Origin of the sequence: Streptomyces sp. NPDC051987, from assembly GCF_040680735.1 — a bacterium.
GTDB lineage: Bacteria > Actinomycetota > Actinomycetes > Streptomycetales > Streptomycetaceae > Streptomyces.
This window is the reverse complement of the sequence record NZ_JBFAXI010000022.1, coordinates 29,200-54,336: the sequence shown is the minus strand read 5'-3', so window position 1 is coordinate 54,336 and position 25,137 is coordinate 29,200. Positions and strand designations below refer to the sequence as shown.

The 25,137-nt window shown below is 72.8% G+C and carries 20 protein-coding genes; 14 read left to right on the top strand and 6 right to left on the bottom strand.

All coding sequences use genetic code 11. From position 1 onward, the window contains the following. Window positions 1–308: 308 nt before the first annotated feature. Window positions 309–1,232: an NAD(P)-dependent oxidoreductase gene (locus tag AB0M11_RS14780; protein WP_365705179.1), complete on the top strand. Its 924-nt coding sequence runs from the start codon at window positions 309–311 to the stop codon at window positions 1,230–1,232. Window positions 1,233–1,242: 10 nt separating this feature from the next. Beyond that, window positions 1,243–1,698, top strand: coding sequence for an RpiB/LacA/LacB family sugar-phosphate isomerase (locus tag AB0M11_RS14775; RefSeq protein ID WP_365705177.1), 456 nt, complete (start codon window positions 1,243–1,245; stop codon window positions 1,696–1,698). A gap of 33 nt (window positions 1,699–1,731) precedes the next feature. Here AB0M11_RS14775 and AB0M11_RS14770 read toward each other — a convergent pair whose 3' ends face one another. Together AB0M11_RS14770 and AB0M11_RS14765 are read right to left on the bottom strand one after the other, a co-directional pair. Next, window positions 1,732–2,097 (bottom strand): DUF6479 family protein, encoded by a 366-nt coding sequence (locus AB0M11_RS14770; protein ID WP_365705175.1) that lies wholly within the window; start codon window positions 2,095–2,097, stop codon window positions 1,732–1,734. 77 nt (window positions 2,098–2,174) lie between these two features. Continuing rightward, window positions 2,175–2,789, bottom strand: coding sequence for a CBS domain-containing protein (locus tag AB0M11_RS14765; RefSeq protein WP_365705173.1), 615 nt, complete (start codon window positions 2,787–2,789; stop codon window positions 2,175–2,177). A gap of 316 nt (window positions 2,790–3,105) precedes the next feature. On the opposite strand from AB0M11_RS14765, the gene AB0M11_RS14760 reads away from it, so the two are divergent. The 8 genes from AB0M11_RS14760 (at window position 3,106) to AB0M11_RS14725 (ending at window position 13,116) form a co-directional block, all read left to right on the top strand. Continuing rightward, window positions 3,106–3,549 (top strand): universal stress protein, encoded by a 444-nt coding sequence (locus tag AB0M11_RS14760; RefSeq protein WP_365705171.1) that lies wholly within the window; start codon window positions 3,106–3,108, stop codon window positions 3,547–3,549. A gap of 60 nt (window positions 3,550–3,609) precedes the next feature. Then, window positions 3,610–3,984: a ferredoxin gene (locus tag AB0M11_RS14755; RefSeq protein ID WP_365705169.1), complete on the top strand. Its 375-nt coding sequence runs from the start codon at window positions 3,610–3,612 to the stop codon at window positions 3,982–3,984. Window positions 3,985–4,232: 248 nt separating this feature from the next. Beyond that, entirely contained in the window at window positions 4,233–5,411 is a 1,179-nt protein-coding gene (locus tag AB0M11_RS14750; RefSeq protein ID WP_365705167.1) for an acyl-CoA dehydrogenase family protein, read from the top strand. A gap of 9 nt (window positions 5,412–5,420) precedes the next feature. Then, the gene (locus tag AB0M11_RS14745; protein ID WP_365705165.1) at window positions 5,421–6,266 is read left to right on the top strand and encodes an oxygenase MpaB family protein; all 846 of its coding nucleotides are present in this window, start codon (window positions 5,421–5,423) and stop codon (window positions 6,264–6,266) included. Between the two features lie 104 nt (window positions 6,267–6,370). Continuing rightward, window positions 6,371–8,605: a serine/threonine-protein kinase gene (locus AB0M11_RS14740; RefSeq protein ID WP_365705163.1), complete on the top strand. Its 2,235-nt coding sequence runs from the start codon at window positions 6,371–6,373 to the stop codon at window positions 8,603–8,605. A 157-nt stretch (window positions 8,606–8,762) separates the two neighbouring features. Then, window positions 8,763–10,328 (top strand): NAD(P)/FAD-dependent oxidoreductase, encoded by a 1,566-nt coding sequence (locus AB0M11_RS14735; RefSeq protein WP_365705161.1) that lies wholly within the window; start codon window positions 8,763–8,765, stop codon window positions 10,326–10,328. Between the two features lie 128 nt (window positions 10,329–10,456). Beyond that, on the top strand, window positions 10,457–11,566 hold the full coding sequence (locus AB0M11_RS14730; RefSeq protein ID WP_365705159.1) for a nitronate monooxygenase family protein: 1,110 nt from the start codon (window positions 10,457–10,459) through the stop codon (window positions 11,564–11,566). Further along, entirely contained in the window at window positions 11,563–13,116 is a 1,554-nt protein-coding gene (locus AB0M11_RS14725; protein WP_365705157.1) for an acyl-CoA synthetase, read from the top strand. Before AB0M11_RS14730 ends, AB0M11_RS14725 begins: the two co-directional genes overlap by 4 nt. Before the next feature lie 15 nt (window positions 13,117–13,131). On the opposite strand, the gene AB0M11_RS14720 is transcribed toward AB0M11_RS14725, so the two are convergent. The 3 genes from AB0M11_RS14720 to AB0M11_RS14710 form a co-directional block, all read right to left on the bottom strand. After that, window positions 13,132–16,044 carry an AAA family ATPase gene (locus AB0M11_RS14720; protein ID WP_365705155.1) on the bottom strand — a complete coding sequence of 971 codons (2,913 nt, stop codon included), beginning with the start codon at window positions 16,042–16,044 and terminating at the stop codon, window positions 13,132–13,134. 202 nt (window positions 16,045–16,246) lie between these two features. Next, entirely contained in the window at window positions 16,247–17,263 is a 1,017-nt protein-coding gene (locus AB0M11_RS14715; RefSeq protein WP_365705152.1) for a (-)-alpha-amorphene synthase, read from the bottom strand. Beyond that, a complete protein-coding gene (locus AB0M11_RS14710; protein WP_365705150.1) occupies window positions 17,238–18,707 on the bottom strand; it encodes a cytochrome P450 in 1,470 nt (489 codons plus the stop codon). The genes AB0M11_RS14715 and AB0M11_RS14710 overlap by 26 nt, the downstream gene beginning before the upstream one ends. 255 nt (window positions 18,708–18,962) lie before the next feature. Here AB0M11_RS14710 and AB0M11_RS14705 point away from each other — a divergent pair, with 255 nt between their 5' ends. The 4 genes from AB0M11_RS14705 (at window position 18,963) to AB0M11_RS14690 (ending at window position 22,956) form a co-directional block, all read left to right on the top strand. Continuing rightward, complete coding sequence (locus tag AB0M11_RS14705) at window positions 18,963–20,465, top strand: acyl-CoA synthetase (RefSeq protein ID WP_365705148.1); 1,503 nt, start codon at window positions 18,963–18,965, stop codon at window positions 20,463–20,465. A gap of 401 nt (window positions 20,466–20,866) precedes the next feature. Continuing rightward, window positions 20,867–21,334 (top strand): hypothetical protein, encoded by a 468-nt coding sequence (locus AB0M11_RS14700; RefSeq protein ID WP_365705147.1) that lies wholly within the window; start codon window positions 20,867–20,869, stop codon window positions 21,332–21,334. Between the two features lie 9 nt (window positions 21,335–21,343). Beyond that, window positions 21,344–22,060, top strand: a complete 717-nt coding sequence (locus tag AB0M11_RS14695) for a class I SAM-dependent methyltransferase (RefSeq protein ID WP_365705145.1) — start codon at window positions 21,344–21,346, stop codon at window positions 22,058–22,060. Window positions 22,061–22,119: 59 nt separating this feature from the next. After that, window positions 22,120–22,956, top strand: a complete 837-nt coding sequence (locus AB0M11_RS14690) for an alpha/beta hydrolase (RefSeq protein WP_365705143.1) — start codon at window positions 22,120–22,122, stop codon at window positions 22,954–22,956. Here the strand turns inward: AB0M11_RS14690 and AB0M11_RS14685 are convergent. Beyond that, window positions 22,893–25,100 carry a sulfatase gene (locus AB0M11_RS14685; protein WP_365705141.1) on the bottom strand — a complete coding sequence of 736 codons (2,208 nt, stop codon included), beginning with the start codon at window positions 25,098–25,100 and terminating at the stop codon, window positions 22,893–22,895. The genes AB0M11_RS14690 and AB0M11_RS14685 overlap by 64 nt on opposite strands. Between the last annotated feature and the right edge of the window lie 37 nt (window positions 25,101–25,137).

Genomic DNA, 25,137 nt, shown 5'->3' with positions numbered 1-25,137 from the left:
CGCTCGGACAGCCGGAACAGCGGGGCGTCGAGGAGGTGCATCGCGGGGGCCTTCGCAGAGGGTGAGGTCTGTCGGGCGGCCCGTCCAGGGGCCGTCCGTCCCTCTGATCCTCCGCCGACGCCCGCCCGTTCCCCCGAGGCGCGCCGCGCGAACGGCCGATCGGCCGAAGGCCGGGCCCCTCCACCATGCGCCTCCACCATGCCCCTCCACCGGACTCCGGCGGCGCGCGGCCGCTGACCGCGCCGCTCACCGTGCGCCGTACAGTGCCGGTGATCCGCATCCACCGCACGACCACCAGGAGGGCGACGATGACGCAAGCCACCCGCGGCGCCGGTGATCCGATGTACGGCTTCGTCGGGCTCGGCGTGATGGGGCAGCCCATGGCGCTCAACCTCGCCCGGGCCGGCACGCCGCTCGTCGTGTGGAACCGGACGCCCGAGCGGGCGGAGGCGCTGCGGGCGGCCGGGGCGCGGGTGGCGGCGAGCGTCGAGGAGGTCTTCGCCCGCGCCCGTGTCGTGTTCGTCATGCTCCTCGACGAGACGGTGACGGACACCGTCCTCGGCCGGGGCGGCCCGGAGTTCGCGAAGCTGGTCGCCGGCCGGCTCCTCGTGTCGACGGGCTCCACGGCACCGGAGTACGCGCGGCGGCTCGCCGCCGACATCGAGGCCGCCGCCGGCCGTTTCGTCGAGGCGCCGGTCTCCGGTTCGCGCAGGCCGGCCGAGGCGGGCGAACTGGTCGCGATGCTCGGCGGCGACCCGGACGCGGTGGCGGAGGTGCGGCCGCTGCTCGCCCCCCTGTGCCGGGAGACCGTCTACTGCGGTCCGGCCGGGTCGGGCGTCCTCATGAAACTGGCCGTCAACCTGTACCTGGACACGACGCTCGCGGCACTGGCCGAGTCCGTGCACTTCGCCCAGCGGCAGGGCCTGGACCTGGAGGTCTTCCGCACCGTCGTCGACTCCGGCCAGCTGGGCAGCGGCATCACCAGGGTCAAGGTCCCGATGCTCGCGGCCCACGACTTCACGGTGCAGGCCGCCACCGCCGACGCCTACGCCAACACCCGGCTGATCGCCGACGCGGCCCGCGCGGCCGGCATCGCCACCCCCCTGCTCGACCTCAGCAGCGAGCTCTACGGCGAGAGCGTACGGCTGGGCAACGCCCGCCTCGACATGTCCTCGGTGCTCACCGCGATCGAGGCCCGCACGGACGCCGCGGCGCCGCCGGTCAGCGGCTAGGCTCGCGGGCATGCGGATCTCCGTCTCCTCCGACATGGACGAACCCGTCGCCCGTCTCCTCGTCGAGGAGCTGCGCAGCCGCGGCCACGACGTGCGGACGTACGGCGCGCTGCAACCCGGGGCCGACCCCCAGTGGGCCGTCTGCTCGGAGGCGGCCGCCCGTGATGTCGCCACCGGCGCCGCCGACCAGGCCGTGGTGTGCTGCTGGACCGGCACCGGCGCCTCGATCGCCGCCAACAAGGTGCCCGGCGTGCGCGCCGCCCTGTGCGCCGACGCCTACACCGCCGACGGCGCCCGCCGCTGGAACGACGCGAACGTCCTCGCGCTCAGCCTGCGCCTGACCTCGCAGCCGGTGCTCAAGGAGATCCTCGACGCCTGGTTCACGGCCGTGCCGAGCCAGGACGCCGAGGACCTCGGGAACGTGGCCCACGTCGGTCGCCTCGACGCGGGCCACCGGACGCCCTAGGAGCGTTCAGGAGTGACCAGGCTCGTGCCAGGCTCAGTGGGCGCCGAGCCCGCCGCCGCCGAACGAGCCGCTGGAGCCCCTGCTCCAGCGCGGCCGGTCCTTCGACGTGCTCGGCCTGGTCTGCTGGTTGCTGAGTTCGTACGGGGTGAGCGGACGGCCGCCCTTGGGCATCAGCGGGATCTCCTCGGACTCGCGGTTCTCCCGGATCTCGCGCACAGGACCCTCCGGTGGCAGCTTCGGCTGCTCGTCGGGGCGCGGCCGGGGCGACTCGCGGTACTTGACCCGGTTGCCCAGCCAGAAGCCCCCGGCGAGCAACGCCAGCACGGCCACGGCCACCAGGAAGAGCGCGAGACTCAGTACGCCGCTGGGAGCGGCCAGCTGCATCGGTTCCGTACTCATAGCCAAGGGATACCCTTCTCGTAACGGTGCAAATCGGATGCAATGGGTGGCCTGTCGTGCGCAGCCGGTGACAGGAGTCAGTGCGGGGTGTCGCGCACCGAGACCGGGCAGAGGTGGCAGTGGACGTCGACCACGCCCTCCACGGCGCGGGTCAGCCGTTCGGCGACCGGCGCCGGAGCCGGGCTGTCGATCCAGCCGCTCAGGGTGACGACCCCCTCGGCGACGTCGACCCGGATGTGGTCGGCGGAGAGCGGGAACAGGCGGTCGACGACCTCCCGGCGCACCTTCTCGGTCAGCTCCTCGTCCGCGCGCAGGAACACCTTGAGCAGGTCCGCCCGGCTGACGATGCCCTGGAGCACGCCCCGGTCGTCCACGACGGGGAGCCGTCTGACACCGCGCCGGGCCATGAGCCGCGCCGCCTCCGCCACGGTGGCGTCGGCGCGCACGGTCACCGCGGGCGCGTTCATCAGCTCCCCGGCGGTCAACCCGCCGGGCCTGGTGAGGTCGGCCTCGGACACGAAGCCGATCACCCTGCCTCCGCCTTCCGCCCCCTCCTCGCGCTCCAGCACGGGCAGGGCGCTGACCTTCCACCGGTCCATCAGCGCGACGACGTCCTTGAACGGCGCGTCGCGGCCGACGGCGACGGGGGCGCGGGTCATCACGTCGCCGACGGTGTGCGGGCTGTCGTGCATCGTCGCCTCCTCGGATCCGCCGATCGCGAGAGGGCGGGAAGGACGGCATCCGCTTCTCGCGGATCCTGATTGCGCGGTGCGCGACCGCCGCCCGGCCGCTTCTCCGCGTCACTGCGGGTCCTTCCCGTCACCTCCAGCACACCACGGGAACGCCCGTGCCACCAGGGCCGACCGGCCCGCACTTCGCGGTGCCCGCCACGCGCGGGCGGCCGGCGGGCCGGGTCATGCCGCCGGCCGCCCTTCTCTGGCGGTGCGGCCGCCCGTCGCGCAGCGTGGAGAAGAGGGCCGGCCGAACGCCCGAGGAGAGGTGGAACGCATGGACACGGACGTCACCGAGCGCCGGGTCGTGGTCGGCGTCGACGGGTCACCGTCCTCGTACGCGGCCCTGCGCTGGGCCCTGCGGTACGCCCGCCTGGTCGGCGCGGTCGTGGAGGCGGTCGCCGTGTGGGAGCTGCCGGGGCTGTACGGATGGTCGGGCCCCGCCGTGGACATGGACCTCGACGCCGAGGAGGCCCGGGACCGGATGCGGCAGGAGCTGACCGACGTGCTCGGCGCGGACGCGGCGGACTCGGTCCGTTCCCACCTGGTGCACGGCAACACCACCGACGTGCTGTTGCGGGCCGCGGCGGGTGCCGAGGCGCTGGTCGTCGGCAGCCGAGGCCGGGGCGGGTTCGCCCGCGCCCTGCTCGGTTCCGTCAGCCATCAGGTGGCCCAGCACGCCACATGCCCGGTGGTGATCGTCCGCGCCGAACAGGCCTGACCCCCGCCCGCTCCGGGCCGCGGCCGTTTGCCCGCGCCGCCTACCGGTTACCCGGGCCGCATGACTGGGACGTCTTCTCTGCAGGACCGTTACCGGTTCCTGGAGGACCGGTTCACATGCGCGCAGGCGTGCACGGACTGCGCCCGGATGTGCGCGATCCGTGCCGGAGCGCTGGATCCGGGCGGAGGCGCCGAGGCGGATCGGCTGCGCCGCACGGGCATCATGTGTGCGGAGGTCTGCGACGCCACCTGCCGGGCCCTGACCGAGGAGACCGGCCAGGACGCGGCCGCTCTGCGCGTCCAGCTGGAGTGGTGCCGTGCCGTGTGCCTCGACTGCGCCCACGCCTTCGACGCCCGACCGGGCGCCGAGCCGAGCGCGGCCGCCTGCCGGGCGTGCGCCGTGGCCTGCACGGACTTCATGGCGGCACTCGGCTGACCCGCCGGGGCTCCAGCCCCGGAAAACCGCTGGAACCGGCGGCACCGTCGCCGGTTCGTCACCGGGCACGAGGAGGTGGACGCCTCTGGATTCCGCTCCGAGAGTTCCCGCCGGACCGCGTGCCGCCGACCCACCGGACCCCGGCCGGTCCTGACGGCGGTCCCGACGGGCCGCCGCCATTCCCAATTTCTGAAACACGTTCTACGGTGTGCGCCGTCAGGACCGCCCTTGGGGAGCCTGGAGGCGCCGTGCACCTCGACCACACGCCCGAGCAGCAGCGGCTGCGCACCGAACTGCGCGCCTACTTCGCCGGCCTGGTGCCGGACAACGCCTACGCCCGGTATGCCGACCCGGCCGCGCAGAAACGCTTCTACCGCGAGACCGTCCGCCGGCTGGGCGCCGACGGCTGGCTCGGCGTCGGGTGGCCCAAGGAGTACGGCGGCCGCGGCCTGACCGCGATGGAACAGTTCATCTTCTTCGACGAGGCCGCCCAGGCCGGCGTACCGCTCCCGCTGATGGCGCTGAACACCGTCGGTCCGACGATCATGCAGTACGGCACCGACGAGCAGAAGTCCTACTTCCTGCCCCGCATCCTCTCCGGCGAGATCGACTTCGCCATCGGCTACAGCGAGCCCGACGCCGGCACCGACCTCGCCGCCCTCAAGACCCGGGCCGTGCGGGACGGCGACGAGTACGTCGTCAACGGACAGAAGATCTGGACGACCAACGGGGACACCGCCGACTGGGTCTGGCTCGCCACCCGCACCGATCCGGAGGCCCCGCCCCACAAGGGCATCACCATGCTCCTGGTGCCGACCACCGACCCCGGCTACTCCTGCACCGTCATCAACACCCTCGCCTCGCACGACACCACGGCCAGCTACTACGAGAACATCCGCGTCCCCGTCTCCCGCCGGGTCGGCGAGGAGAACCGCGGCTGGCGGCTGATCACCAACCAGCTCAACCACGAGCGGGTCACCCTCGCCGCCCACGGCACCATGGCCATCCGCGCCCTGCACGACGTGCAGCGCTGGGCCATGGAGACCAAGCTCTCCGACGGCCGCCGCGTCATCGACCTGCCCTGGGTGCGGCGCAACCTCGCCCGCACCCACACCCGTCTGGACGCCATGAAACTCCTCAACTGGCAGATGGTGACCGCCGTCCAGGAGGGCACCCTCACTCCGCAGGACGCCTCCGCCGTCAAGGTCTACGGCTCCGAGGCCCGCCGCGACGCCTACGCCTGGCTGATGGAGGTGGCCGGCGCGGCCGGACCGCTGAAGGAGGGCTCGGCGGGCGCGGTCCTCCACGGCGACCTGGAACGCGGCTACCGCTCGGCGGTCATCTTCACCTTCGGCGGCGGCAACAACGAGATCCAGCGCGAGATCATCTCCTGGATCGGGCTGGGGATGCCACGGGTGCGGCGTTAGCCTGCCGGTATGGACGGTGACGCCGGGCTCTTCACCCCCGACTCCGTGACCTGGCAGATGCACGGCGACCCGATGATGTGGGTCGCCGGCATCCGCGCGCTCTACCTGCAGGCGCTGCACCCGCGCGCGGTCCGCGGCGTGCTGGAGAACTCCGACTTCCGGCGCGACGCCTGGGGCCGGCTGATGCGCACCGCCCACTTCGTCGGCACCACGACCTACGGCACCAGCGAGGCCGCCGAGCGGGCCGGGGCCCGGATCCGCAAGATCCACAGCATGCTCGGCGCGACGGACCCGGACACCGGCGAACGCTACGGCGTGGACGAGCCCGACCTGCTGCTGTGGGTGCACTGCGCCGAGATCGACTCGTATCTGCACGTCGTCCGCCGCTCAGGTTTCCCGCTCACCGACGCCCAGGCCGACCGCTACCTCGCCGAACACCGGGTCAGCGCCCGCCTGGTGGGCCTCGACCCCGCCGAGGTGCCGGGCGACCGCGCGGAGCTGGCCGCCTACTTCGAGCAGGTACGGCCGCTGCTCGCCGCCGGGGCCGACGCGCGCGTGGTGGACGACTTCCTGCTCCGCCCGCCCACGCACCCCCTTCTGGTACCGGCGCGCGAGGTGCTGTGGCGGCGCGTGGCCGACCTCGCGTACGCCGCCCTGCCGCCGTACGCCCACGCGTTGTACGGCAGGCCGGCGCCGGAACCAGCCGTCGTCACCCGCCGGCTGCGCGCCACCGGCACCCTGCTGCGCTGTGTTCCCGCACGTCTGCGCTGGCAACTCCCGCCCAAACACATCCTGCGGGCCATGGCGAGGCTCGGCCCGGACGCGCGCCCCGCACCGTACAAAGTCGGGCGATAGGCCGCCATACTGGACGAGTTGGGGGTGCGTCACGGCGCGGCCGGGCCAGGACGGCGCCTCCCGGGGTGGGCGGAGCTGGAGGCGACGGGGGGCGACGGCGCGCGATGGCGGACGGCAGGCTGCTCCAGGGGCGGTACCGGCTGCTCGACCTGATCGGGCGGGGCGGGATGGGCGAGGTGTGGCGGGCCCGCGACGAGTCCCTCGGGCGGCAGGTCGCCGTCAAGTGCCTCAGATCGCTGGGCCCGCACCACGACCAGGCGTTCACCCGCGTCCTGCGGGAGCGGTTCCGGCGCGAGGCGAGAGTGGCCGCCGCGCTCTCCCACCGCGGGGTCACCGTCGTCCACGACTTCGGTGAGCACGACGGCATCCTCTACCTGGTGATGGAGCTGCTGGACGGCCGTAACCTCAGCCAGCTCCTGGAGGACGGGAAACACCACCCGTTGCCCGTCGGCGACGTCGTCGACATCGCCGAGCAGGTCGCCGCCGCCCTCGCCTACACCCACCAGCAGGGCATCGTGCACCGGGACCTGAAACCGGCGAACATCGTGCGGCTCACCGACGGCACGGTGAAGATCTGCGACTTCGGCATCGCCCGCCTCGGCCACGACATCGGCCTCACCTCCCGGCTGACCGGCACGGGCATCGCCATGGGCACCCCGCACTACATGTCCCCGGAACAGATCGGCGGCACCGAGGTCGACCAGCGCAGCGACCTGTACTCCCTGGGCTGCGTGCTCTACGAGATCGCCACCGGGGCACCGCCGTTCGACCTCGGCGACGCCTGGGCGATCCTCGTCGGTCACCGCGACACCCCGCCCGCCCCGCCGCGCAGTCACCGCCCCGAGCTGCCCGCCTGGTTAGAGCAGGTCGTCCTCGACCTGCTGGCCAAACGGCCGGAGCAACGACCGTACGACGCCCGGGAGCTGGGCCGCCGCATCACCTCCGGGCGGACGACGCCCGCCTACGTGCCCACCGTCGTCACCGCGCGGCCGGGACCGCGGCCCCCGGAACCCGCCGGGCGCGAGCCGGCCATGCCGTCCTGGACCAGGGGAATCACCACCGGCCACAAGGCGGCCGGCGCCGCCCTGCGCACCACCCCACCCGACCCCGCGGCCGGACTCACCGGCGAGTGGACCACCCGGCCGGCCCCCGGCGCCGAGCAACCGTGGCCGGCCGCGCCCGCCCCCTCGGCGGAGGCTCTCGCCGCCCTCGCCGGCCGGCACCACACCGGGCTCAGCCTGGGACGGCTCGGCCGGTGGGCCGAGGCCGGCGAGGTGCACCGCGCCGTCGCCGCGGAACGCACCCGCCTCCTCGGCCCCGACCACCCCGACACCCTGGCCAGCCGCTACGAGATCGCCTTCGCCCTCAGCCGCACCGGCAGCGCCGCCGACGCGCTGCGCGAGTACACCGAGGTCGCCGCCGCCCGGGAGCGCGCGCTGGGCCCCGACCACCCGGACACGCTCGCCGCCCGGCAGGAGACGGCCTACGTACTGGGCCAGTTGGGCCGCCACTTCGAGGCCCATCAGGTGTACACGGCCGTCCTCGCCGCCCGGCAGCGGCTGGCGGGCCCCGACCATCCGGACACCCTGCGCTGCCGCCACAACCTCGCCTTCAACCTCAGCAGGCTGGGCCGCCTCGACGACTCGTACCGGATGGCCCACGACGTGGCCGCGGCCCGCGCCCGGGTGCTCGGCCCGCTGCACCCCGACACCCTGGTCACCCGTTACGAAGTCGCCTACGCACTCGGTCAGTTGGGCCACTGGGAGGAGGCCCTGCGGACCTACCGCGAGGTCGCCGAGGCACGTGCCCGCGCCCTCGGCGCCGACCACCCCGACACACTCGCCGCCCGCTACGAGGCCGGCATCAGCCTGGGCCGCCTGGGCCGCAGCGCCGAGGCGCTCGCCCTCTACCGCGCCCTGATCGACGACCGCACCCGCGTCCAGGGCCCCGCCCACCCCGAGACCCTGCGCGCCCGCCACGGCCTCGGCGTCAACCTCGGCCGCCTCGGCCGCTGGGAGGAGGCCCTGGCGGAGTCACGCGACGTCTGCGCGATCCGCGAACGGATCCTGGGCCCCGACCACCTCGACACCCTGGTCAGCCGCCGCGAGGTCGCGGTGAGCCTCGGCTGGCTGGGCCGCTGGCCGGACGCCCTGACCGAGTACCGGCGCGTCGCCGCCGCCCGGGAACGCGTCCTCGGCTTCGACCACCCGGACACCCTCGCCAGTCGCAACGACGAGGCGCACTGCCTGGAGCAACTGGGGCGGGGCGCCGAGGCGGTGGAGCTGTACCGGAGGGTTGCGGTACTGCGCCAGCAGCGGGCATCCGGCGGACGGCTCTGAGACGCGCCCCGAAGAGGCCCGGGGCAGTGACACAGGTGCGGCTCCGCCGCATCGGCGCGATCGGCCCCCACCGGGCCGCCCACGCGAACCGGCCCTCTCCACGGAGCGCTCCGGCACGCCTCTTACCTCCCTAGATCATCATGTGTTACGAAGAGCCATGCCCGCTGTCACCGAGATTTCGCGCACCTACGACGCCATCATCGTCGGCGGCGGCCACAACGGCCTCGTCGCGGCCGCCTACCTGGCCCGCGCCGGCCGCTCCGTGCTGGTGCTGGAACGGCTGGCCCGCACCGGTGGCGCCGCCGTCTCCACCCGCCCCTTCGCCGGTGTCGACGCGCGGCTGTCCCGCTACTCCTACCTGGTCAGCCTGCTGCCGAGGAAGATCGTCCGCGACCTGGGCCTGGACTTCCGCGTCCGCGGCCGCACCATCTCCTCGTACACGCCCGTGGAGCGCGACGGCCGGCCGACCGGGCTGCTCGTCGGCGGCGGCGAGCGGCGGATCCGCGAAGCCTTCGAACGGCTGACCGGGGGCAAGACGGAGTACCGGGCGTGGCAGCGGTTCTACGGCATGACCGGCCGGGTCGCCGAGCGCGTCTTCCCGACGCTCACCGAACCGCTGCCCACGCGCGAGGAACTCCGCCGCAGGGTCGACGACGAGACGGTCTGGCGGATGCTGTTCGAGGAGCCGATCGGGGTGGCGATCGAGGAGAACTTCACGGACGACCTGGTGCGCGGCGTCGTCCTCACGGACGCGCTGATCGGCACCTTCGCCGACGCCCACGACGCCTCGTTGCGGCAGAACCGCTGCTTCCTCTACCACGTCATCGGCGGCGGCACCGGGGCCTGGGACGTGCCGGTCGGCGGCATGGGCGCGCTCACCGACGCGCTGGCCGCCGCCGCGCGCTCGGCGGGCGCGGTCCTCGCCACCGGGCACGAGGCGGTGCGCGTCGAGACGGACGGCCGCGCCGCCGAGGTCGCCTACCGCACAGCCGACACGGAGGGTGTCGCCGCCGCCCGACACGTCCTGGTGGGCGCCTCCCCGCAGGAACTCGCCACCCTCACCGGCGACCCGGCACCCGAGCCCGCCGAGGGTGCCCAACTGAAGGTGAACATGCTGCTCAGGCGGCTGCCGAGGCTGCGCGACACCGCCGTCGACCCGCGCGAGGCGTTCTCCGGCACCTTCCACATCGCCGAGGGGTACGAACAGCTGGCCACCGCCCACGCCCAGGCGGCGGCCGGCCGGCTGCCCTCCGCCCCGCCCTCGGAGATCTACTGCCACTCCCTGACCGACCGCACCATCCTCGGCCGTGACCTGGCGGAACGCGGCTACCAGACGCTGACCCTCTTCGGCCTGCACACCCCGGCCCGGCTCTTCGGCGCCGACAACGACGCCGTCCGCGACGAACTCCTCACCTCCACCCTCGCCCAGCTCGACGCCCACCTCGCCGAGCCGATCGCCGACTGCCTGGCCCTGGATGCCGACGGCCGCCCCTGCATCGAGGCGAAGACCCCCCTGGACCTCGAACGCGACCTCCGCCTGCCCGGAGGCAACATCTTCCACCGCGACCTGTCCTGGCCCTACGCCCAGGACGGCACCGGCCGCTGGGGCGTGGAGACCCGGCACGCCAACGTCCTGCTGTGCGGGGCGGGCGCGGTGCGCGGGGGAGGGGTGAGCGGGGTGCCGGGCCACAACGCGGCGATGGCGGTCCTGGAACAGGCTTGACGCGCGGCTCGCTCGGCACCCCTGCGGCACCCCGTCGACCGAGGGAGTCCGACGGCGCGGCAGAAGGAATCTGACGGAGCATCAGAAAAAGCCTTCCGTCGGCCGCGCGACTGCGGCATCCTGCGCCCATGCAGACGGAGCTGAGCAAGACCCTGGGAGTCGAGCACGCCGTCTTCGGCTTCACGCCGTTCCCCGCCGTGGCCGCGGCCATCAGCCGGGCCGGTGGTTTCGGAGTGCTCGGCGCGGTCCGCTACACCGCCCCCGACGACCTCAAACGCGACCTCGACTGGATCGAGGCGCATGTCGACGGCAAGCCGTACGGGCTCGATGTCGTGATGCCCGCCAAGAAGGTGGAGGGCGTCAGCGAGGCCGAGGTCGAGGCCATGATCCCGGAAGGGCACCGGCAGTTCGTGCGGGACACCCTCGCCAAGTACGGCGTGCCCGAGCTCGCCGACGGCGAGGCCTCCGGGTGGCGCATCACCGGCTGGATGGAGCAGGTGGCCCGGACCCAGCTCGACGTCGCCTTCGACTATCCGATCCGGCTGCTCGCCAACGCCCTCGGCTCCCCGCCCGCCGACGTCGTCGACCGCGCCCACGACCAGGACGTCCTGGTCGCCGCACTCGCCGGCAGTGCCCGGCACGCCGTCAAGCACCGGGACGCGGGCATCGACATCGTGGTGGCCCAGGGCTACGAGGCCGGCGGCCACACCGGTGAGATCGCCACCATGGTGCTCACCCCCGAGGTGGTCGACGCCGTGGCCCCGCTGCCCGTGCTGGCGGCCGGCGGCATCGGCAGCGGGCAGCAGGTGGCCGCCGCGCTCAGCCTCGGCGCCCAAGGAGTGTGGCTCGGCTCCCTGTGGCTGACCACCACAGAGGCCGACCTCTCCTCACCCGCCGTGACCCGCAAACTCCTCGCCGCCGGCTCCGGCGACACGGTCCGCTCCCGGGCGCTGACCGGCAAACCGGCCCGCCAGCTGCGCACCGAGTGGACCGACGCCTGGGACGACCCGAGCGGTCCCGGCGCCCTGCCCATGCCGCTGCAGGGCCTGCTCGTCGCCGAGGCCCTCACCCGCATCCAGAAGTACGAGACCGAGCCCCTGCTCGGCACCCCCGTCGGCCAGATCGTCGGCCGCATGACCAGCGAACGCAGCGTCCAGGCCGTCTTCGACGACCTCACCCGGGGCTTCGAACAGGCCGTCGACCGCATCAACCGCATCGCCGGAAGGAGCGGCACGTGACCAGCACGCCTCCCGCCGGATTCTGGGCCCAGGCCACCCGGGACCCCGACCGCACGGTCCTCGTCGCACCCGACGGCGCGGAATGGACCGCCGGCCGGCTGCACGCGGCCGTCAACCAGCTCGTCCACGGGCTCCGGGCCGCCGGCCTGGAGCGCGGCGACGCCTTCGCCGTCGTCCTGCCCAACGGCCCCGAGTTCCTCACCGCCTACCTGGCCGCCACCCAGGCCGGCCTCTACCTCGTCCCGGTCAACCACCACTTCGTCGGCCCGGAGGTCGCCTGGATCGTCGCCGACTCCGGCGCCAAGGTGCTCCTCGCCCACGAACGGTTCGCCGGCCCGGCTCGCCAGGCCGCCGACGAGGCCGGCCTCCCGGCCACCCACCGGTACGCGGTCGGCACGGTCGAGGGCTTCCGGCCGTACGCCGAACTCCTCGACGGGCAGCCCGAATCGGCGCCCGCCGACCGCGAACTCGGCTGGGTCATGAACTACACCTCGGGGACGACGGGCCGCCCCCGCGGCATCCGCCGCCCGCTGCCCGGCAAGCTTCCCGAGGAGGCCTACCTCGGCGGCTTCCTCGGCATCTTCGGCATCCGTCCCTTCGACGACAACGTCCACCTGGTCTGCTCGCCGCTCTACCACACGGCCGTCCTCCAGTTCGCCGGCGCGTCCCTGCACATAGGCCACCGGCTCGTGCTCATGGACAAGTGGATCCCCGAGGAGATGCTCCGCCTGATCGACGCATACAAGTGCACCCACACCCATATGGTCCCGACCCAGTTCCACCGCCTGCTCGCCCTGCCCGCGGAGGTGCGCGCACGCCATGACGTCTCCTCGATGCGGCATGCCATCCACGGCGCCGCACCGTGTCCGGACCACGTCAAGCGGGCCATGCTCGACTGGTGGGGCCCCTGCGTGGAGGAGTACTACGCGGCCAGCGAGGGCGGCGGCGCCTTCGCCACCGCCGAGGACTGGCTGAAGAAGCCCGGGACGGTCGGCAAGGCCTGGCCCATCAGCGAGCTCGCGATCTTCGACGACGACGGCAACCGGCTGCCGTCCGGCCGGCTCGGCACCGTCTACATGAAGATGAACACCGGCGGCTTCGCCTACCACAAGGACGAGGCCAAGACGCGGAAGAACCGCATCGGCGATTTCTTCACCGTCGGCGACCTCGGCTACCTCGACGAGGACGGCTACCTGTTCCTCCGCGACCGGAAGATCGACATGATCATCTCGGGCGGCGTCAACATCTACCCCGCCGAGATCGAGTCCGTGCTCCTCTCCCACCCCGCCGTCGCCGACGCCGCCGCCTTCGGCATCCCGCACGACGACTGGGGGGAGGAGGTCAAGGCCGTCGTCGAACCCGCCCCCGGACACGAACCCGGGCCCGGCCTCGCCGCCGCGCTCCTCGCCCACTGCGCCGAGCAGCTCGCGGGCTACAAGTGCCCCAAGACCGTCGACTTCATCGCCGAGATGCCCCGCGACCCCAACGGCAAGCTCTACAAGCGGCGGCTGCGGGACCCGTACTGGGAGGGACGCACCCGGCCGGTGTGATCCGCGCCCGACGTCTCAGGGGTGCGGGCGATGCAGGGACTCCAGGACCCCGCAGAGGCCCGCCGCGTCCGTGCCCAGCTTGCGGTAGACGCGGGACAGCACCTGCCGCACCCCCTGCTCGGTGAGGCCCAGCTCCTTGGCGACCACGGCCGCCGGATGCCCCCGCACGGTCAGTTCGGCGGTACGCAGCTCCCGCGCGGTCAGCGTGTCCGCCTGCGCGTACCGCAACGGCAGCGGCCGCAGCCCCGCCGCCGAGAGCTCCTCCCGGGCCCGCGCGGCGAGCGACTCGGCCCCGCAGTGGACGGCACCTTCCAGCCCCTGGTAGAGCCGGTCGGCGGCCTCCTGGAGCCGGCCGTTCCGGGACAGCGCGGCGCCGTGGCCGATCTGGGCGCGGGCGAGTTCGTAGGCGGCGGGCGACTGCTCCAGGTGTTCGACGGCCTGCGCGTACAGGTCGACCGCCGCCGGGCCGCCGGTCACCTCGGCGAGCGTGTGCACCGCCTGCCCGACGGCCGACGCCGCCCCGAACTCCCGCGCCCGGCACACGGCTTCCTCGGCCTGGGCGACGGCCTCCTCGGGGTTCACGGGGGCCAGCGCGACCGCCAGCCGCAACTGCCAGGGGCACCAGGCCGGGTTCCGCCACCCACGCGCGTCCAGCCACTCCCCGACGGAGACCAGCACCCGCACCGCCTCGGCGTGCCGGCCCTCGTCGAGGAGCAGTTCGGCGTAGACGGTGCGGGGATCGGGGTAGATGACGGCGTTCGGAGCCCCCGCACCGAAGTGGTGGTCGTCGGCGAGCGCCCGCGCCTCGCTGACGCGTCCACGGGCCAGCAGCGTCTGGATCAGGATGCCGAGGGCGAACCACTGGGCCGGAACGGCTCCCTCCACCTTGTCGGCGATCAGCAGACCGCCGCGTACCAGCTCCTCCGCCTCGGCCAGGCAGCCGCGCCGGTAGCGGATGTAACCGGCGAGGGTCTGGCCGAGGGCCAGATGGGAGCCGCGCCAGCCCATGGCCACGCACTCGGAGATCCCCTTGCCGAACAGCTCCTCGGCCCGGCGCGGCTGGTCGGCGTACATGAAGACCAGCGCGACCGAGGCGGGGACCTCGAAACCCCGGTTCTCGTCGGTCCAGCTCATGCCCCCGTCCAGGGCTCTCTCGGCATGGGCGAGGACGCTCTGCCGCGGTTCGCCGCGCAGGACGGCGTCCCAGGCCCGCAGCCCGAGGATGTAGCGCTCCTCGAGGCGGCGGCCGGGCAGCTTCTCGGCCAGCCGGGCCAGTGTCCGCGAGCGCGCGGGTGAGTCGTGGTCGTCGGCCCGGAACATGCCCCAGACGAACTGGTCGGCCTGCATGCGCAGCTTCACGCGCGGGTTGGTGGCGTTGTGCGCCTCCTCGGTGGCCACGCTCACGGCCTCGGCCAGCTGATCGGTGTGGGCCAGGGCCTGCGTCAGCCGGAACACGATCGAGGCGCGCAGGTCCGGGTCGACATGGGACTCCGCCAGCGCCTGGCGCAGGTACCGCACCGTGGCCGTGGGTTCGATCAGGAAGGTGGAACAGGCCAGTTCGTGCAGGACCGCGGCACGGTCCTCGGGCAGGGGCGGCTCCCGCAGCGCACGGCTCAGCAGACGGCGGGCGGCCTCGGTGGCCCCGGAGCGCAGGTACACGCGGGCCGCCGCACGGAAGCACGCCACCGCTTCCGGACTGCCGTCGCAGGGCACCTCCAGCAGATGCCGGGCGGCGGCGGTGGGGCCGTGTCCCGCGGCCAGGACGGCGTCCGCGGCGGCATTGTGCATACCGACCCGGATGGCCTGCGGGCGGATGGACCGGTAGATCGTCGTGGCGATGAGCGGGTGGACGAACTCCAGCGCGCCGTCGGCGTCGTGGGTGAGCGAGACGATCCGGGCCGCGCGCAGCTTCTGGACGGCCTCGGACGCGGCCTCCTCGCCGAGCACCGCGATGGTGGCGGCGAGCTGGGGTGAGAAAGGCGAGCCCAGTACGGCGGCGGCCTGGGCGAAGCGGACGGTCGCCGTGCCGAGCCGGTCGAGACGCTCGATCAGCCCCGGGCCCTTGATCGCCTCGGCGAGTTCACGCATCGCGGGCAGGTCGTCCTCGGTACCGGTCACCTTCCGCTCGGCGAGCCTGATGGCGAGTTCCACGGTCTCGAACGGGCTTCCGCCGGTGGCAAGGCAGCATTCCCTGCAGAACCGGTCCTGGGCCGACACCCCGACTTCGGCTCTGACGATCCGTGCCACACCTTCGGGGGTGAGCAGCGCCAGCTCGTGGGGACGGTCCCCGTGGTGCGCCACCAGGGTGCGCAGTTCGCCCCCCTCCGGAGGCAGGTCGTCAGGCCGGTAGGCGATCACCAGCAGCAGCGGCAGGTCGTCGACCCGCGGCACGAAGGAGGTGAGCCACTTCAGGGACTCCGGGTCCGCCCAGTGCAGGTCGTCCAGGAGCAGGACCACGGGCGCCTTCTTCACCGTGAGCCGCGTCATGACCCAGTCGAGGCCCTCGCGCACCCCGGTGGGGTCCGGAGCGGACCCGGACCCCTTCGCTTCGAGGCCGAGCACGGCGGCGACGGTGTCGTACCAGCTGCCCAGGAAGGCCCGGAGTTCCGCTTCGTCCATGCGCGCCAGCGGAGGTTGCATCAGCTGGCGTACGACACGGAACGCCGAACCCTGTTCCGCCTCGCCGCCCCGGCCCGACAGCACGGTGAACCCGTCCGCGGCGGCTTTCGCGCGCGCTTCGGCCATCAGAGCTGTCTTGCCCAGTCCGGCCGACCCGGTGAAGGCGAGGAGGCCTGTGCGCCGTGCTCGGGGCACGCCGTCCGTGGTGCGCCGCAGCTCCCGGAACGCGGCGTCGAGGGCCTCGAGTTCCCGTCGGCGCTCGATCAAGGTCTGGTGGACCGTGACCGGTTGCCGCGGCTGCACTGCCATAAGCCGTACCGCTTTCTTTCGTTCGGCTTCTTTCGTTCGGCCCGGTGAGAGCCGAGCGTACGCCTTGTCGCGGTGCGGGCAGGCCGGACTGAGTACTATCGGGTGAATCATGAACTGCAGAAGGGATAATGTCCGCCTGCCGGGTAAGAGGGCTTGTTTCCCATTTCCCGGAGAAGCGGCCGGAGGACTGCGTCGGATGCTCTTACGACACGGCGGGCACCGTCGCCACGTCCGCGTACCGGGGCACGGTGCGGGACCAGTGGTAACACCCGCTGATCCAGCCGGCCATGCCCTCCAGATAGCCGATCCCCGCGGGGGTCAACTCCGGCCCGACCTCGGCCTGGAGTTGCTGGAACTCGTCGATCGTGCCGTTGATCTGCCGGATGGCGAGGACGACGGCGGCCTGCAGGGAGCATCCGTTCTCGCGCTGCCGGGCCAGGGCCAGGTTGATCATTCCGCCGGCCCGCTGCTCCTTCACCGCGGAGAAGAGGTCGGGTATCCACACCGCAGCGTCGGCCGACAGCCGGCACAGCCGCTGTACGACGGGGTGGTGGAGTTCGGCGGGGGACAACTCCTCCCGCTGGGCGGCCTCGCACAGCGGGTAGAACGGCTCGACTCCCGCGATCAGTGACCGTATGGAGGTGCAGTCCGCGGCCCGCACGAGGTCGGGCTGGGCCTGGGCCACCGCTTCGTACAGCAGGCCGTGCACGTATTCCCGGCTCTTCCAGGCCCACCGCGCCGCCTGCGCGGGAGTGCACCGTTCCCGGACCTGCCGGTGGAGATCGGCGAGGGCCGCTCCGAGAAGAGTGCCCGGTGGCCGGCCGTCCCGCAGAATCGCGATGCTTTCGAACAGCATCGGCAGCAGCGGGCCGGGAGAGTGCCGGCCGGCGTCCTCGGCCCGGTCGTCGAAGACGAACTGATAGGCGATCTGGTTGGCCGTGATCTGCAGGAGACCGGGATCCACGTCGGCGCTGATGCAGGAGGCGAGTTCGGCCGGGCGGGTGCGGGCGATCATCGTCGCCACACCTGGTTCCTCCGACAGTCCCCACGCGCGCAGCCATGCGTCGACGCCGGCCGCGGCTTCGGCTTCGTGGGGGTTGCGCCGCAACGGGAAGGGCATCCGGAGGTGGGCGTCGATCAGGTCCCTCAGGGTGGGGACCGACGTTCCCTCCGGCACGCCGAGAGTGAGTTCCTCATGCGCTGTCGACAACGTGATCACCTGCCGTTCGGGAGTCCGGTGAGCAGTGACCGGCCGCGGCAGGCCGGTGACCGGCGGGCGCGGACCCGGCCGGCCCGCGCGACCGCGCCTCGCAGGTCATGACCAGGGACCGCGGACCCAGCGTGATCGCGGGGCGCGGGGGCCGGGTGGTGTGCCCGGGGAGGTGGCGCAGGCGCACCCGCCCCGCGATGGTCGCGAGTGCCACGGTGAGCTCCACCATGGCGAACTCGTCGCCGAGGCATTTGCGGTTGCCCGCGGAGAACGGCATGGTGGCGCGCCGCTGTTCGGCGGTGGGCCGTCCCGGCAGCCAGCGGTCGGGGTCGAAGCGCTCCGGGTCGGGGAACGACGACGGGTCGTGGTGCAGGAGGTAGGGGCTGTAGAGCACGGTGGCCCCCGCGGGCAGCCGGCACCCGGCGAACTCCGTCTCCCGGGTGGTGACCCGGGTGAAGAGCCAGCCCGGGGAGGAATGGCGCAGTGTCTCCGTCACGACGCAGCGGGTCCGCACCAGGTGGGGCAGATCGGCGGGGCCGGGCCGGCGGCCGCCGGGCAGCACGGTGTCGAGCTCGGCGTGCAGGCGCTGTTCGGCCTCCGGGTCGCGGGCCAGCAGGCTGAAGGCCGCGGCCAGGGACAGGGCCGAGGTCTCGGCGCCGGTGAGCAGCAGGGTGATCAGGTGGTCGTGGACCTCCTGGTCGGTGAGGGCGCGGGCGCCGCCGTCACCGGGGGCGGGCGTCAACAGGGTGCCCAGGATGTCGTCACGGGGGGTGCCCCGGCGGCGCTCGGCGATGGTCGTGTCGATGACGGCGTGCAGACGGGCGAGCGCCCGCCGGTAGCGGCGGTTGGCGGGGGTCGGGAGCCGGAACAGCGCGTCGACGGGGACGACCGTGCGCACGAAGAGGCCCCGGACGACGTCGGCGAGACAGTCCCGCACCTCGGCCGAGGTCGCGTCGTCCAGCGAGTCGGAGAGCAGCACCCGGCTGATCACGCGGGTGGTGAGGGTCGTCATCGCCTCACTGACGGGCACCGCCCGGCCCGGCTGCCACTCCTCGCACACCGACTCGGCCTCCCCGGCGACGAGTTCGGTGTAGGCGGCGGCGTGGGACGGACGGAAGGCGGGCTGCAGCAGCCTGCGTCTGTCCCGGTGCGCGGGCTGACGGCAGGTGACCAGTCCGTCCCCCATCAGCTTGCCCAGCCTGTCGTAGAGCGGGCCCCCCTTGTCGAAGGTGTGCGGGTCCGTGAGCATCTCGTGGGCCAGCTCCGGATGGCACACCATCCAGGCGCGCCGGGGGCCCAGCCGTATCTCGACCAGATCGCCGTGCGCGGGCAAAGAATTCAGAAACGCCAGCGGTCGGCGGTATAAGGCGATACCGTTACCGAGGAGTGGGAATATGCCGGGAGCAGTACCTGTTGTCCACGTTCGTTTTTGTTCAGGCACAGCACCGTTCATCGAAGCCTCCTGCACAGCGCGAGACGTGAAAAGAGCGACCCTGCTTCGGGTCTGAGATCCCGAGACAAGTCCTGCCCAGTCGAACCAGGACCGGGTTTCCGGAATCCCTTCTTTAAAGGGGCGCACGGGGGCACGCGGAAGCAAAGAGCGCGGGCCGTGAACGTCTCGTGTTGTGCGATGCATTCACTGTGGTTTCCGGTGTTCGTCCCCGCGGTCGCTTGACCTGCCCCGGCAGCGGGCCGAGGATCATGAGTCATGACGCAGGGACAGGGCAGCACGGTGGACGGGGTGCTGCGGCGCAGCGCCCGCCGCACTCCCGCGCGGGTGGCGGTGCGCTACGGCGAGCGGCGATGGACATACCAGGAACTCGACGACGCCGTCTCGCGCGCGGCGAGCGCACTGCTCGGCCAGGGCCTCCACCGAGGTGACCGGGTCGGCACCTACGGCCACAACTCCGACGCCTACCTGATCGCCTTCCTCGCCTGCGCCCGCGCCGGCCTGGTCCACGTCCCGGTGAACCACAACCTGACCGGCGACGACCTCGCCTACATCGTCACCCAGTCGGGCAGTTCGCTGGTCCTCGCCGACCCGGACCTCGCCGGCCGGCTCCCCGACGGCGTACCGGCGCTGCCGCTGCGCGACGCCGACGGCTCGCTGCTCGCCCGGCTCGCGGACGCGGCACCGTACGACGGGCCCGAACCGCGCACCGAGGACCTGGTGCAGCTCCTGTACACCTCCGGGACCACGGCGCTGCCCAAGGGCGCGATGATGACTCACCGGGCGCTGGTGCACGAGTACCTGAGCGCGATCGCCGCCCTCGACCTGAGCGCCGGGGACCGGCCCGCGCACGCGCTGCCGCTCTACCACTCCGCCCAGCTGCACGTGTTCCTGCTGCCCTACCTGGCGGTGGGCGCCACCAACATCATCCTCGACGGGCCGGACGGCGACACCCTCTTCGACCTGATCGAGGCCGGGGAGGTGGACAGCCTGTTCGCGCCGCCCACCGTGTGGATCGGGCTCGCCAACCGGCCCGACTTCGCCACCCGCGACCTCGGCGGCCTGCGCAAGGCCTACTACGGGGCGTCGATCATGCCGGTGCCGGTCCTGGAGCGACTGCGCGAACGGCTGCCGGGACTCGCCCTGTTCAACTGCTTCGGGCAGAGCGAGATCGGCCCCCTCGCCACCGTGCTCGCCCCCGAGGAGCACAAGGGCCGGCTGGACTCCTGCGGCCGCACCGTCCTGTTCGTGGAGGCACGCGTGGTCGACGAGGACGGCACGGACGTACCCGACGGCACTCCCGGCGAGATCGTCTACCGCTCACCCCAGCTGTGCGAGGGGTACTGGGACAAGCCGGAGGAGACCGAAGAGGCCTTCCGGGACGGCTGGTTCCACTCCGGCGACCTCGCCGTGCGCGACGCCGACGGCTACTACACGATCGTCGACCGGGTGAAGGACGTCATCAACTCCGGTGGGGTCCTGGTCGCTTCACGGCAGGTGGAGGACGCCCTCTACACCCACGAGGAGGTCGCCGAGGCCGCCGTCGTCGGCCTGCCTGACGAGCGGTGGATCGAGGCGGTCACGGCGGTCGTCGTACCGCGCGGCGAGATCGACGAGGCCGCGCTGATCGCCCATGTGAAGGAGAAGCTCCCCGCGTTCAAGGCACCCAAGCGCGTCGTCTTCGTGGACGCGCTGCCCCGCAACGCGAGCGGGAAGATCCTCAAGCGGGAACTGCGCGAACGGTTCGGCGCCCCCTCGTGAACAGCACGGACGCGGATCCCGCCGGCTGCCGGGCCGGGCCGCTCACGCGGACCCAAGACGTGCCGATCCATACCCTGTGCGGCTTCCGGCACCACGTCCGCCGTTCACCGGTGGCGTGCAGACAGCAGACATGAACTGCTGCCTCTCCGTCCCCCTCGGCGCTCTCGCGGGCACCCCCGGCCCCCGCGAGCTGCTCCGCTCCGGCTCCCTGCTCGCACCCGCGCTGCTCCGCTCCGCGACCGTTTCCCGCCGCCACCCCCGCTCACCGGCCGCCGTCCACCTGGAACTGGTCACCCTCACCGAGGACCGCGCCGTCATCACCTGGCACACCGCCCTGCCCGGTACCGACGACGGCACCGGCGCCATGCTGCCCGCTGACCGTCCGGGACGCCCTCTTCCCGGTGAGCCCCGCCCAGCGCCTCGGCCGCCGCCAGGCCGGTGCGATCCTGCGGGCCTACGCCGCCGCCCCGGGTGTGTTCCTCCACCATGTGGGCCACACCCACCGCAACAAGCGCACTCAGGCGGGCCTCGCCCCGCAGGTGACCCTGCAGGAGGTCGGCGCGGCCAAGGAGTACCCCGGCGGGTTCTTCCTGCTGCGGATCCACAGCGGCGGCTACGCGCTCACCTTCTTCCGGGCACGCGCCGTCGAGGCCCTGGAGTGGAACGAGCGCAGCCGCCGGCAGGCCGGGGGACTGTGGCCGTACCACGCGCTCGGCTGTACGGTCGCCGACCGCAACAGCGTGGCCGCCCGCGACCTGTCCGGCATCGGCCCGCTGGTCCGGCCGTCGGCACGGTCCCGTTCGCCCCAAGGGATGACGGCCGCCACGGACACCCGTCCGGATGTGGGCGGGAGAAGGACCTCTGCGTAGCGTGGGGACATGTCGACCCTGTGGGAACTCATGCGCGACTGCATCCCTGACGACCACGCCCGCCAGGTCACCTCCCGCTACTACCTCGACGAGGCCATGAGCTCGCCGCGGCGACCGGACCGAGTGGTCGACCTAGGCTGCGGGCGCGGCACCTCGGCCGGCCTCTTCCGCAGGCACCACTCCGGCGTCCGGTGGGTGGGAGTCGACATCCGTGACTCACCGGAGGCCGCCCAGCGCGGGCGCGGCGGCAGCATGGTCCTCTACGACGGCGTCAACCTGCCGTTCCGCTCCGACGCCGTGCCGCTCGTCTACTCGCACCAGGTCTTCGAACACGTCGCCCGGCCCAGGGAACTGCTCGCGGAGGTGGGCAGAGTGCTGCGTCCCGGCGGCCTGTTCATCGGCAGCACCTCCCAGTTCGAGCCCTACCACTCCTTCAGCCTCTGGAACTACACGCCCTACGGATTCCGGAGGCTGGTCGAGGAGGCCGGACTCGCCCTGGAGGAGATCCGGCCCTCCCTCGACGGCGTGACCCTGATCATGCGCACCTACCACGGTTCACGACGGGAGGAGTACGGCCGGTTCTGGCGCAGGGAGTCGCCGCTCAACACCGAGATCGACGCCTGGGCCCGCCGGACCAAGCGGGAGACCGCCCTGGTGAACCTGCGCAAGCTCACCTTCTGCGGGCAGTTCGCCTTCCGCGTGAGCAAGCCGCAGGACCGCCATTGACCGGGGCCGCCCGGCGAAATCCGTTGCGGCACCGCGCCCCGTCCCCCAAGATCGGCGCCATGCCCACCTTCACCGCGGCGGACGGCACCCGTCTCGCCTGCCACGTCAGAGGCGAGGGCGAACCGCTCGTCGTCCTGCCAGGCGGTCCCATGCGGGCCTCCGCCTACCTCGGCGACCTAGGCGGTCTGACCGCCCGTCGCCGGCTGATCCTGCTCGACCTGCGCGGCACCGGCGACTCCGCGACGCCCGCCGACCCGGCGTCGTACCGCTGCGACCGGCTGGTCGACGACGTGGAGATGTTGCGGACCCACATGGGGCTCGACCACATGGACGTACTGGCCCACTCGGCGGGCGCCAGCCTGGCGATCCTGTACGCGGCGGCGTATCCCGAGCGGGTGCGGCGGCTCGCGCTGATCACCGGCAACCCCTCCGCCCTGGGCCTGCGCGCCACCCCCGAGGAGCGGCTGGCGGCGGCCCGGCTGCGGGCGTCCGAGCCCTGGTTCGAGCGGGCCTTCCCCGCCCTGGAGGCCTGGCTGACCGGCAGGGGGGACTTCGACGAGGTCTTCCTGCCCTTCTTCTACGGGCGTTGGGACGCCGCCGCCCGGGCGCACGACGCGGCCGCCGAGGAACAGACCAACGACGAGGCGGGCGACCGCTACTTCGCCGACGGCGCCTTCACCCCGGAGACCACCCGGGCCGCCCTGCACTCCCTCGCCGCGCCCGTCCTGGTGTACGCCGGAGAACTCGACGGCGGCCCCAGTCCCGCCCTGGCCCGGCGGGCCGCGGCGGCCTTCCCGCACGCCGAGGTCGCCGTGCAGCCCGGCGCCGGTCACTATCCCTGGCTGGACGACCCCGAGTGGTTCGTCCGCCGCACCGTCGCCTTCCTGGACGCCTGAGCCTGACTCGCCTCCTGCGGCCCGAACGCCTTCAGGAAGCGGTCCCGGAACTGGTTCATCGCCCACTCCGGTGCGTTGTCCGCCGGCTTCAACCCGTCCGTCCAGCCCCACCCGGAGACCCGTTGGAGGACCTTGGGGTCGCGGGCGACGATGGTGATCGGTACGTCCCTGCTGGTGTTGCCGCCGCCGGTGACCGTCGGGACGGGCTGGTGGTCGCCGAGGAAGACCAGGACGGTGTTGTCGTCGCCGTAGCGCTGGACCCACTGGGTCAGGCTGTCCACGGAGTACTGGATCGCCTTGCGGTACTCGGTCCGCACGCGCTGCGCGCTCTTCCACACCTCCGTGGGGTTGGTGCCCTCCTTCTTGATCTTGTAGAAGATCTTGCCGTTCCCCAGGTCCTTCCAGTCGATGATGTGAGCGATGGGGGACCACGGGTTGTGGCTGGAGGCCAGGATGATCTCCGCCATGATCGGGTCGCGGTTCTTCTTCCCGTGCTCCAGCTTCTGGAAGGCCTCCAGGCTGAACTGGTCCGGTACCGGCGTCCAGCTGAAGTACGGGCCCTGGTAGCCCAGGTGCGTGGAGTCGTAGATGTGGTCCAGGCCGAAGTACTTGCCCTCGGGCCAGGCCTTGCGCACGCCGGGGACGATGCCCACCGTGCGCCAGGCGCCCGTCTTCTGGAAGTAGCTGGTGAGCGTCGCGCGGTCACTGGTCGTCAGGGTCCGGTACCGCTGCTGGTTCTTGACCCACAGACCGGACAGGAAGGTCGAGTGGGCGAGCCAGCTGCCGGCGCCGGTGACGGGTGACCTGAGCCAGCCGCTCTGCGCCGCGAACCCGGCCGCCTTGAGCCGGGCGTTCCCCTCCTGCAGCGTCGCGTCCATCTCCGGTGCCATCTTGGGATCGTCGATCGCCACCCGGCCGTAGCTCTCGATGAAGGTGAACAGCACGTCCTTGCCCCGGAGTCCGGTCAGCAGCTGGTCGGACGGCGTGTCGGCGTAGGCGTCGACGGCAAGCTGCTTCCTGAAGACGTCGGCGTCGCCCAGCCCCTCGCGGACGTACTTCACGCGGTTGACCAGGAACTGGCTGTAGCCCCTGGTGGCCAGGGGGACTCCGGCGACCTGCACGCTCAGTGTGAAGCAGGTGATCCACGCGACGCCCAGGACGAGTGTGGTGCGTACCGCCACGGCACGGTGGCGGGCCATCACGTTCGCCAGCCGCACCATCGCGAGCGCGCTGAGCGCGAGCACGGCGACGACCAGGACGATCACGCCGATCACCGCGAGGACCTCGCCCGTGTGACCGAACGAGTCCTTCACCCAGTCCGCCGCGTCGGTCAGCAGGACCCAGTCGAAGACCAGGTCGAACGGCCGGGCCAGCGTCTGGTAGAAGCCCATGTCGAGACACTTCAGGACGGTGGACAGGCCGATCAGCGCCCCGGAGACGACGGCCGCGATCCGCCGGCCCCTCGGTGGCAGTGCGAGCAGGACGATCGCCAGGAAGAGTGCCTCGACGGGCAGGCGCAGGAAGTTCTCCAGCGCGAGCCGGTCCAGGCGGTCGGGCACGAGGATCGCCACGAGCACGAACACCGCGGCCAGGACACTGGTGCCCACCCGCACGAAGGCCGCGGCCCGGGGAGGCAGCCGCCGCCCCCGGAACCACCCGGCACGGACGGCCCCGGCGGCCGCGGCCGCCGGAGCGGCCGCGTCCTCCGGGGCGCCGGGGTCAGCCGGATCGGCCAGGGGGTGAGGGTTATCCGGGGCGTCCGTGGCGCTCGCGGCGCCAGGGTCGGCGGTCTCGGTCTCGGTCTCGGTCTCGGTCCCGTCCTCGGCCGAGGCGGCACCAGGCTCTGCCTTAGCCCGGGGTTCGGGGTCGGCCTCCGGTTCGGCCTGAGGTCCCGGATCGGCCTCTGCCTCGGGCCGGGGTTCGGGTTCGGCATCCGGCTCGGTCTGGTGCTCGGGCTCGGGCTCCGGTTCCACCGGGGACGCGGGGTCGGGCCCTGGTGTGTCGTCAGTCGGACGGGTGTCCGTCTCGGCGGCCGGCTCGGGGCCGGTCGCCGCCGGTGTGGGTGATGCCTCCTCCGGCTGGTCCGGGACAGGCGCGTCCGCGTCCCTGTCCAGTTGCCGGCGAGGGGGCGTGAGGTGCGACACCCGTACGTCCTTCCGTGCGAAGCCCCGTGATGGCACG

Coding starts and splice junctions, on each gene's coding strand:
- AB0M11_RS14780 (WP_365705179.1), top strand. CDS start 309: ATGACGCAAGCCACCCGCGGCGCCGGTGATCCGATGTACGGCTTCGTC.
- AB0M11_RS14775 (WP_365705177.1), top strand. CDS start 1,243: ATGCGGATCTCCGTCTCCTCCGACATGGACGAACCCGTCGCCCGTCTC.
- AB0M11_RS14770 (WP_365705175.1), bottom strand. CDS start 2,097: ATGAGTACGGAACCGATGCAGCTGGCCGCTCCCAGCGGCGTACTGAGT.
- AB0M11_RS14765 (WP_365705173.1), bottom strand. CDS start 2,789: ATGCACGACAGCCCGCACACCGTCGGCGACGTGATGACCCGCGCCCCC.
- AB0M11_RS14760 (WP_365705171.1), top strand. CDS start 3,106: ATGGACACGGACGTCACCGAGCGCCGGGTCGTGGTCGGCGTCGACGGG.
- AB0M11_RS14755 (WP_365705169.1), top strand. CDS start 3,610: ATGACTGGGACGTCTTCTCTGCAGGACCGTTACCGGTTCCTGGAGGAC.
- AB0M11_RS14745 (WP_365705165.1), top strand. CDS start 5,421: ATGGACGGTGACGCCGGGCTCTTCACCCCCGACTCCGTGACCTGGCAG.
- AB0M11_RS14740 (WP_365705163.1), top strand. CDS start 6,371: ATGGCGGACGGCAGGCTGCTCCAGGGGCGGTACCGGCTGCTCGACCTG.
- AB0M11_RS14735 (WP_365705161.1), top strand. CDS start 8,763: ATGCCCGCTGTCACCGAGATTTCGCGCACCTACGACGCCATCATCGTC.
- AB0M11_RS14730 (WP_365705159.1), top strand. CDS start 10,457: ATGCAGACGGAGCTGAGCAAGACCCTGGGAGTCGAGCACGCCGTCTTC.
- AB0M11_RS14720 (WP_365705155.1), bottom strand. CDS start 16,044: ATGGCAGTGCAGCCGCGGCAACCGGTCACGGTCCACCAGACCTTGATC.
- AB0M11_RS14710 (WP_365705150.1), bottom strand. CDS start 18,707: ATGAACGGTGCTGTGCCTGAACAAAAACGAACGTGGACAACAGGTACT.
- AB0M11_RS14705 (WP_365705148.1), top strand. CDS start 18,963: ATGACGCAGGGACAGGGCAGCACGGTGGACGGGGTGCTGCGGCGCAGC.
- AB0M11_RS14695 (WP_365705145.1), top strand. CDS start 21,344: ATGTCGACCCTGTGGGAACTCATGCGCGACTGCATCCCTGACGACCAC.
- AB0M11_RS14690 (WP_365705143.1), top strand. CDS start 22,120: ATGCCCACCTTCACCGCGGCGGACGGCACCCGTCTCGCCTGCCACGTC.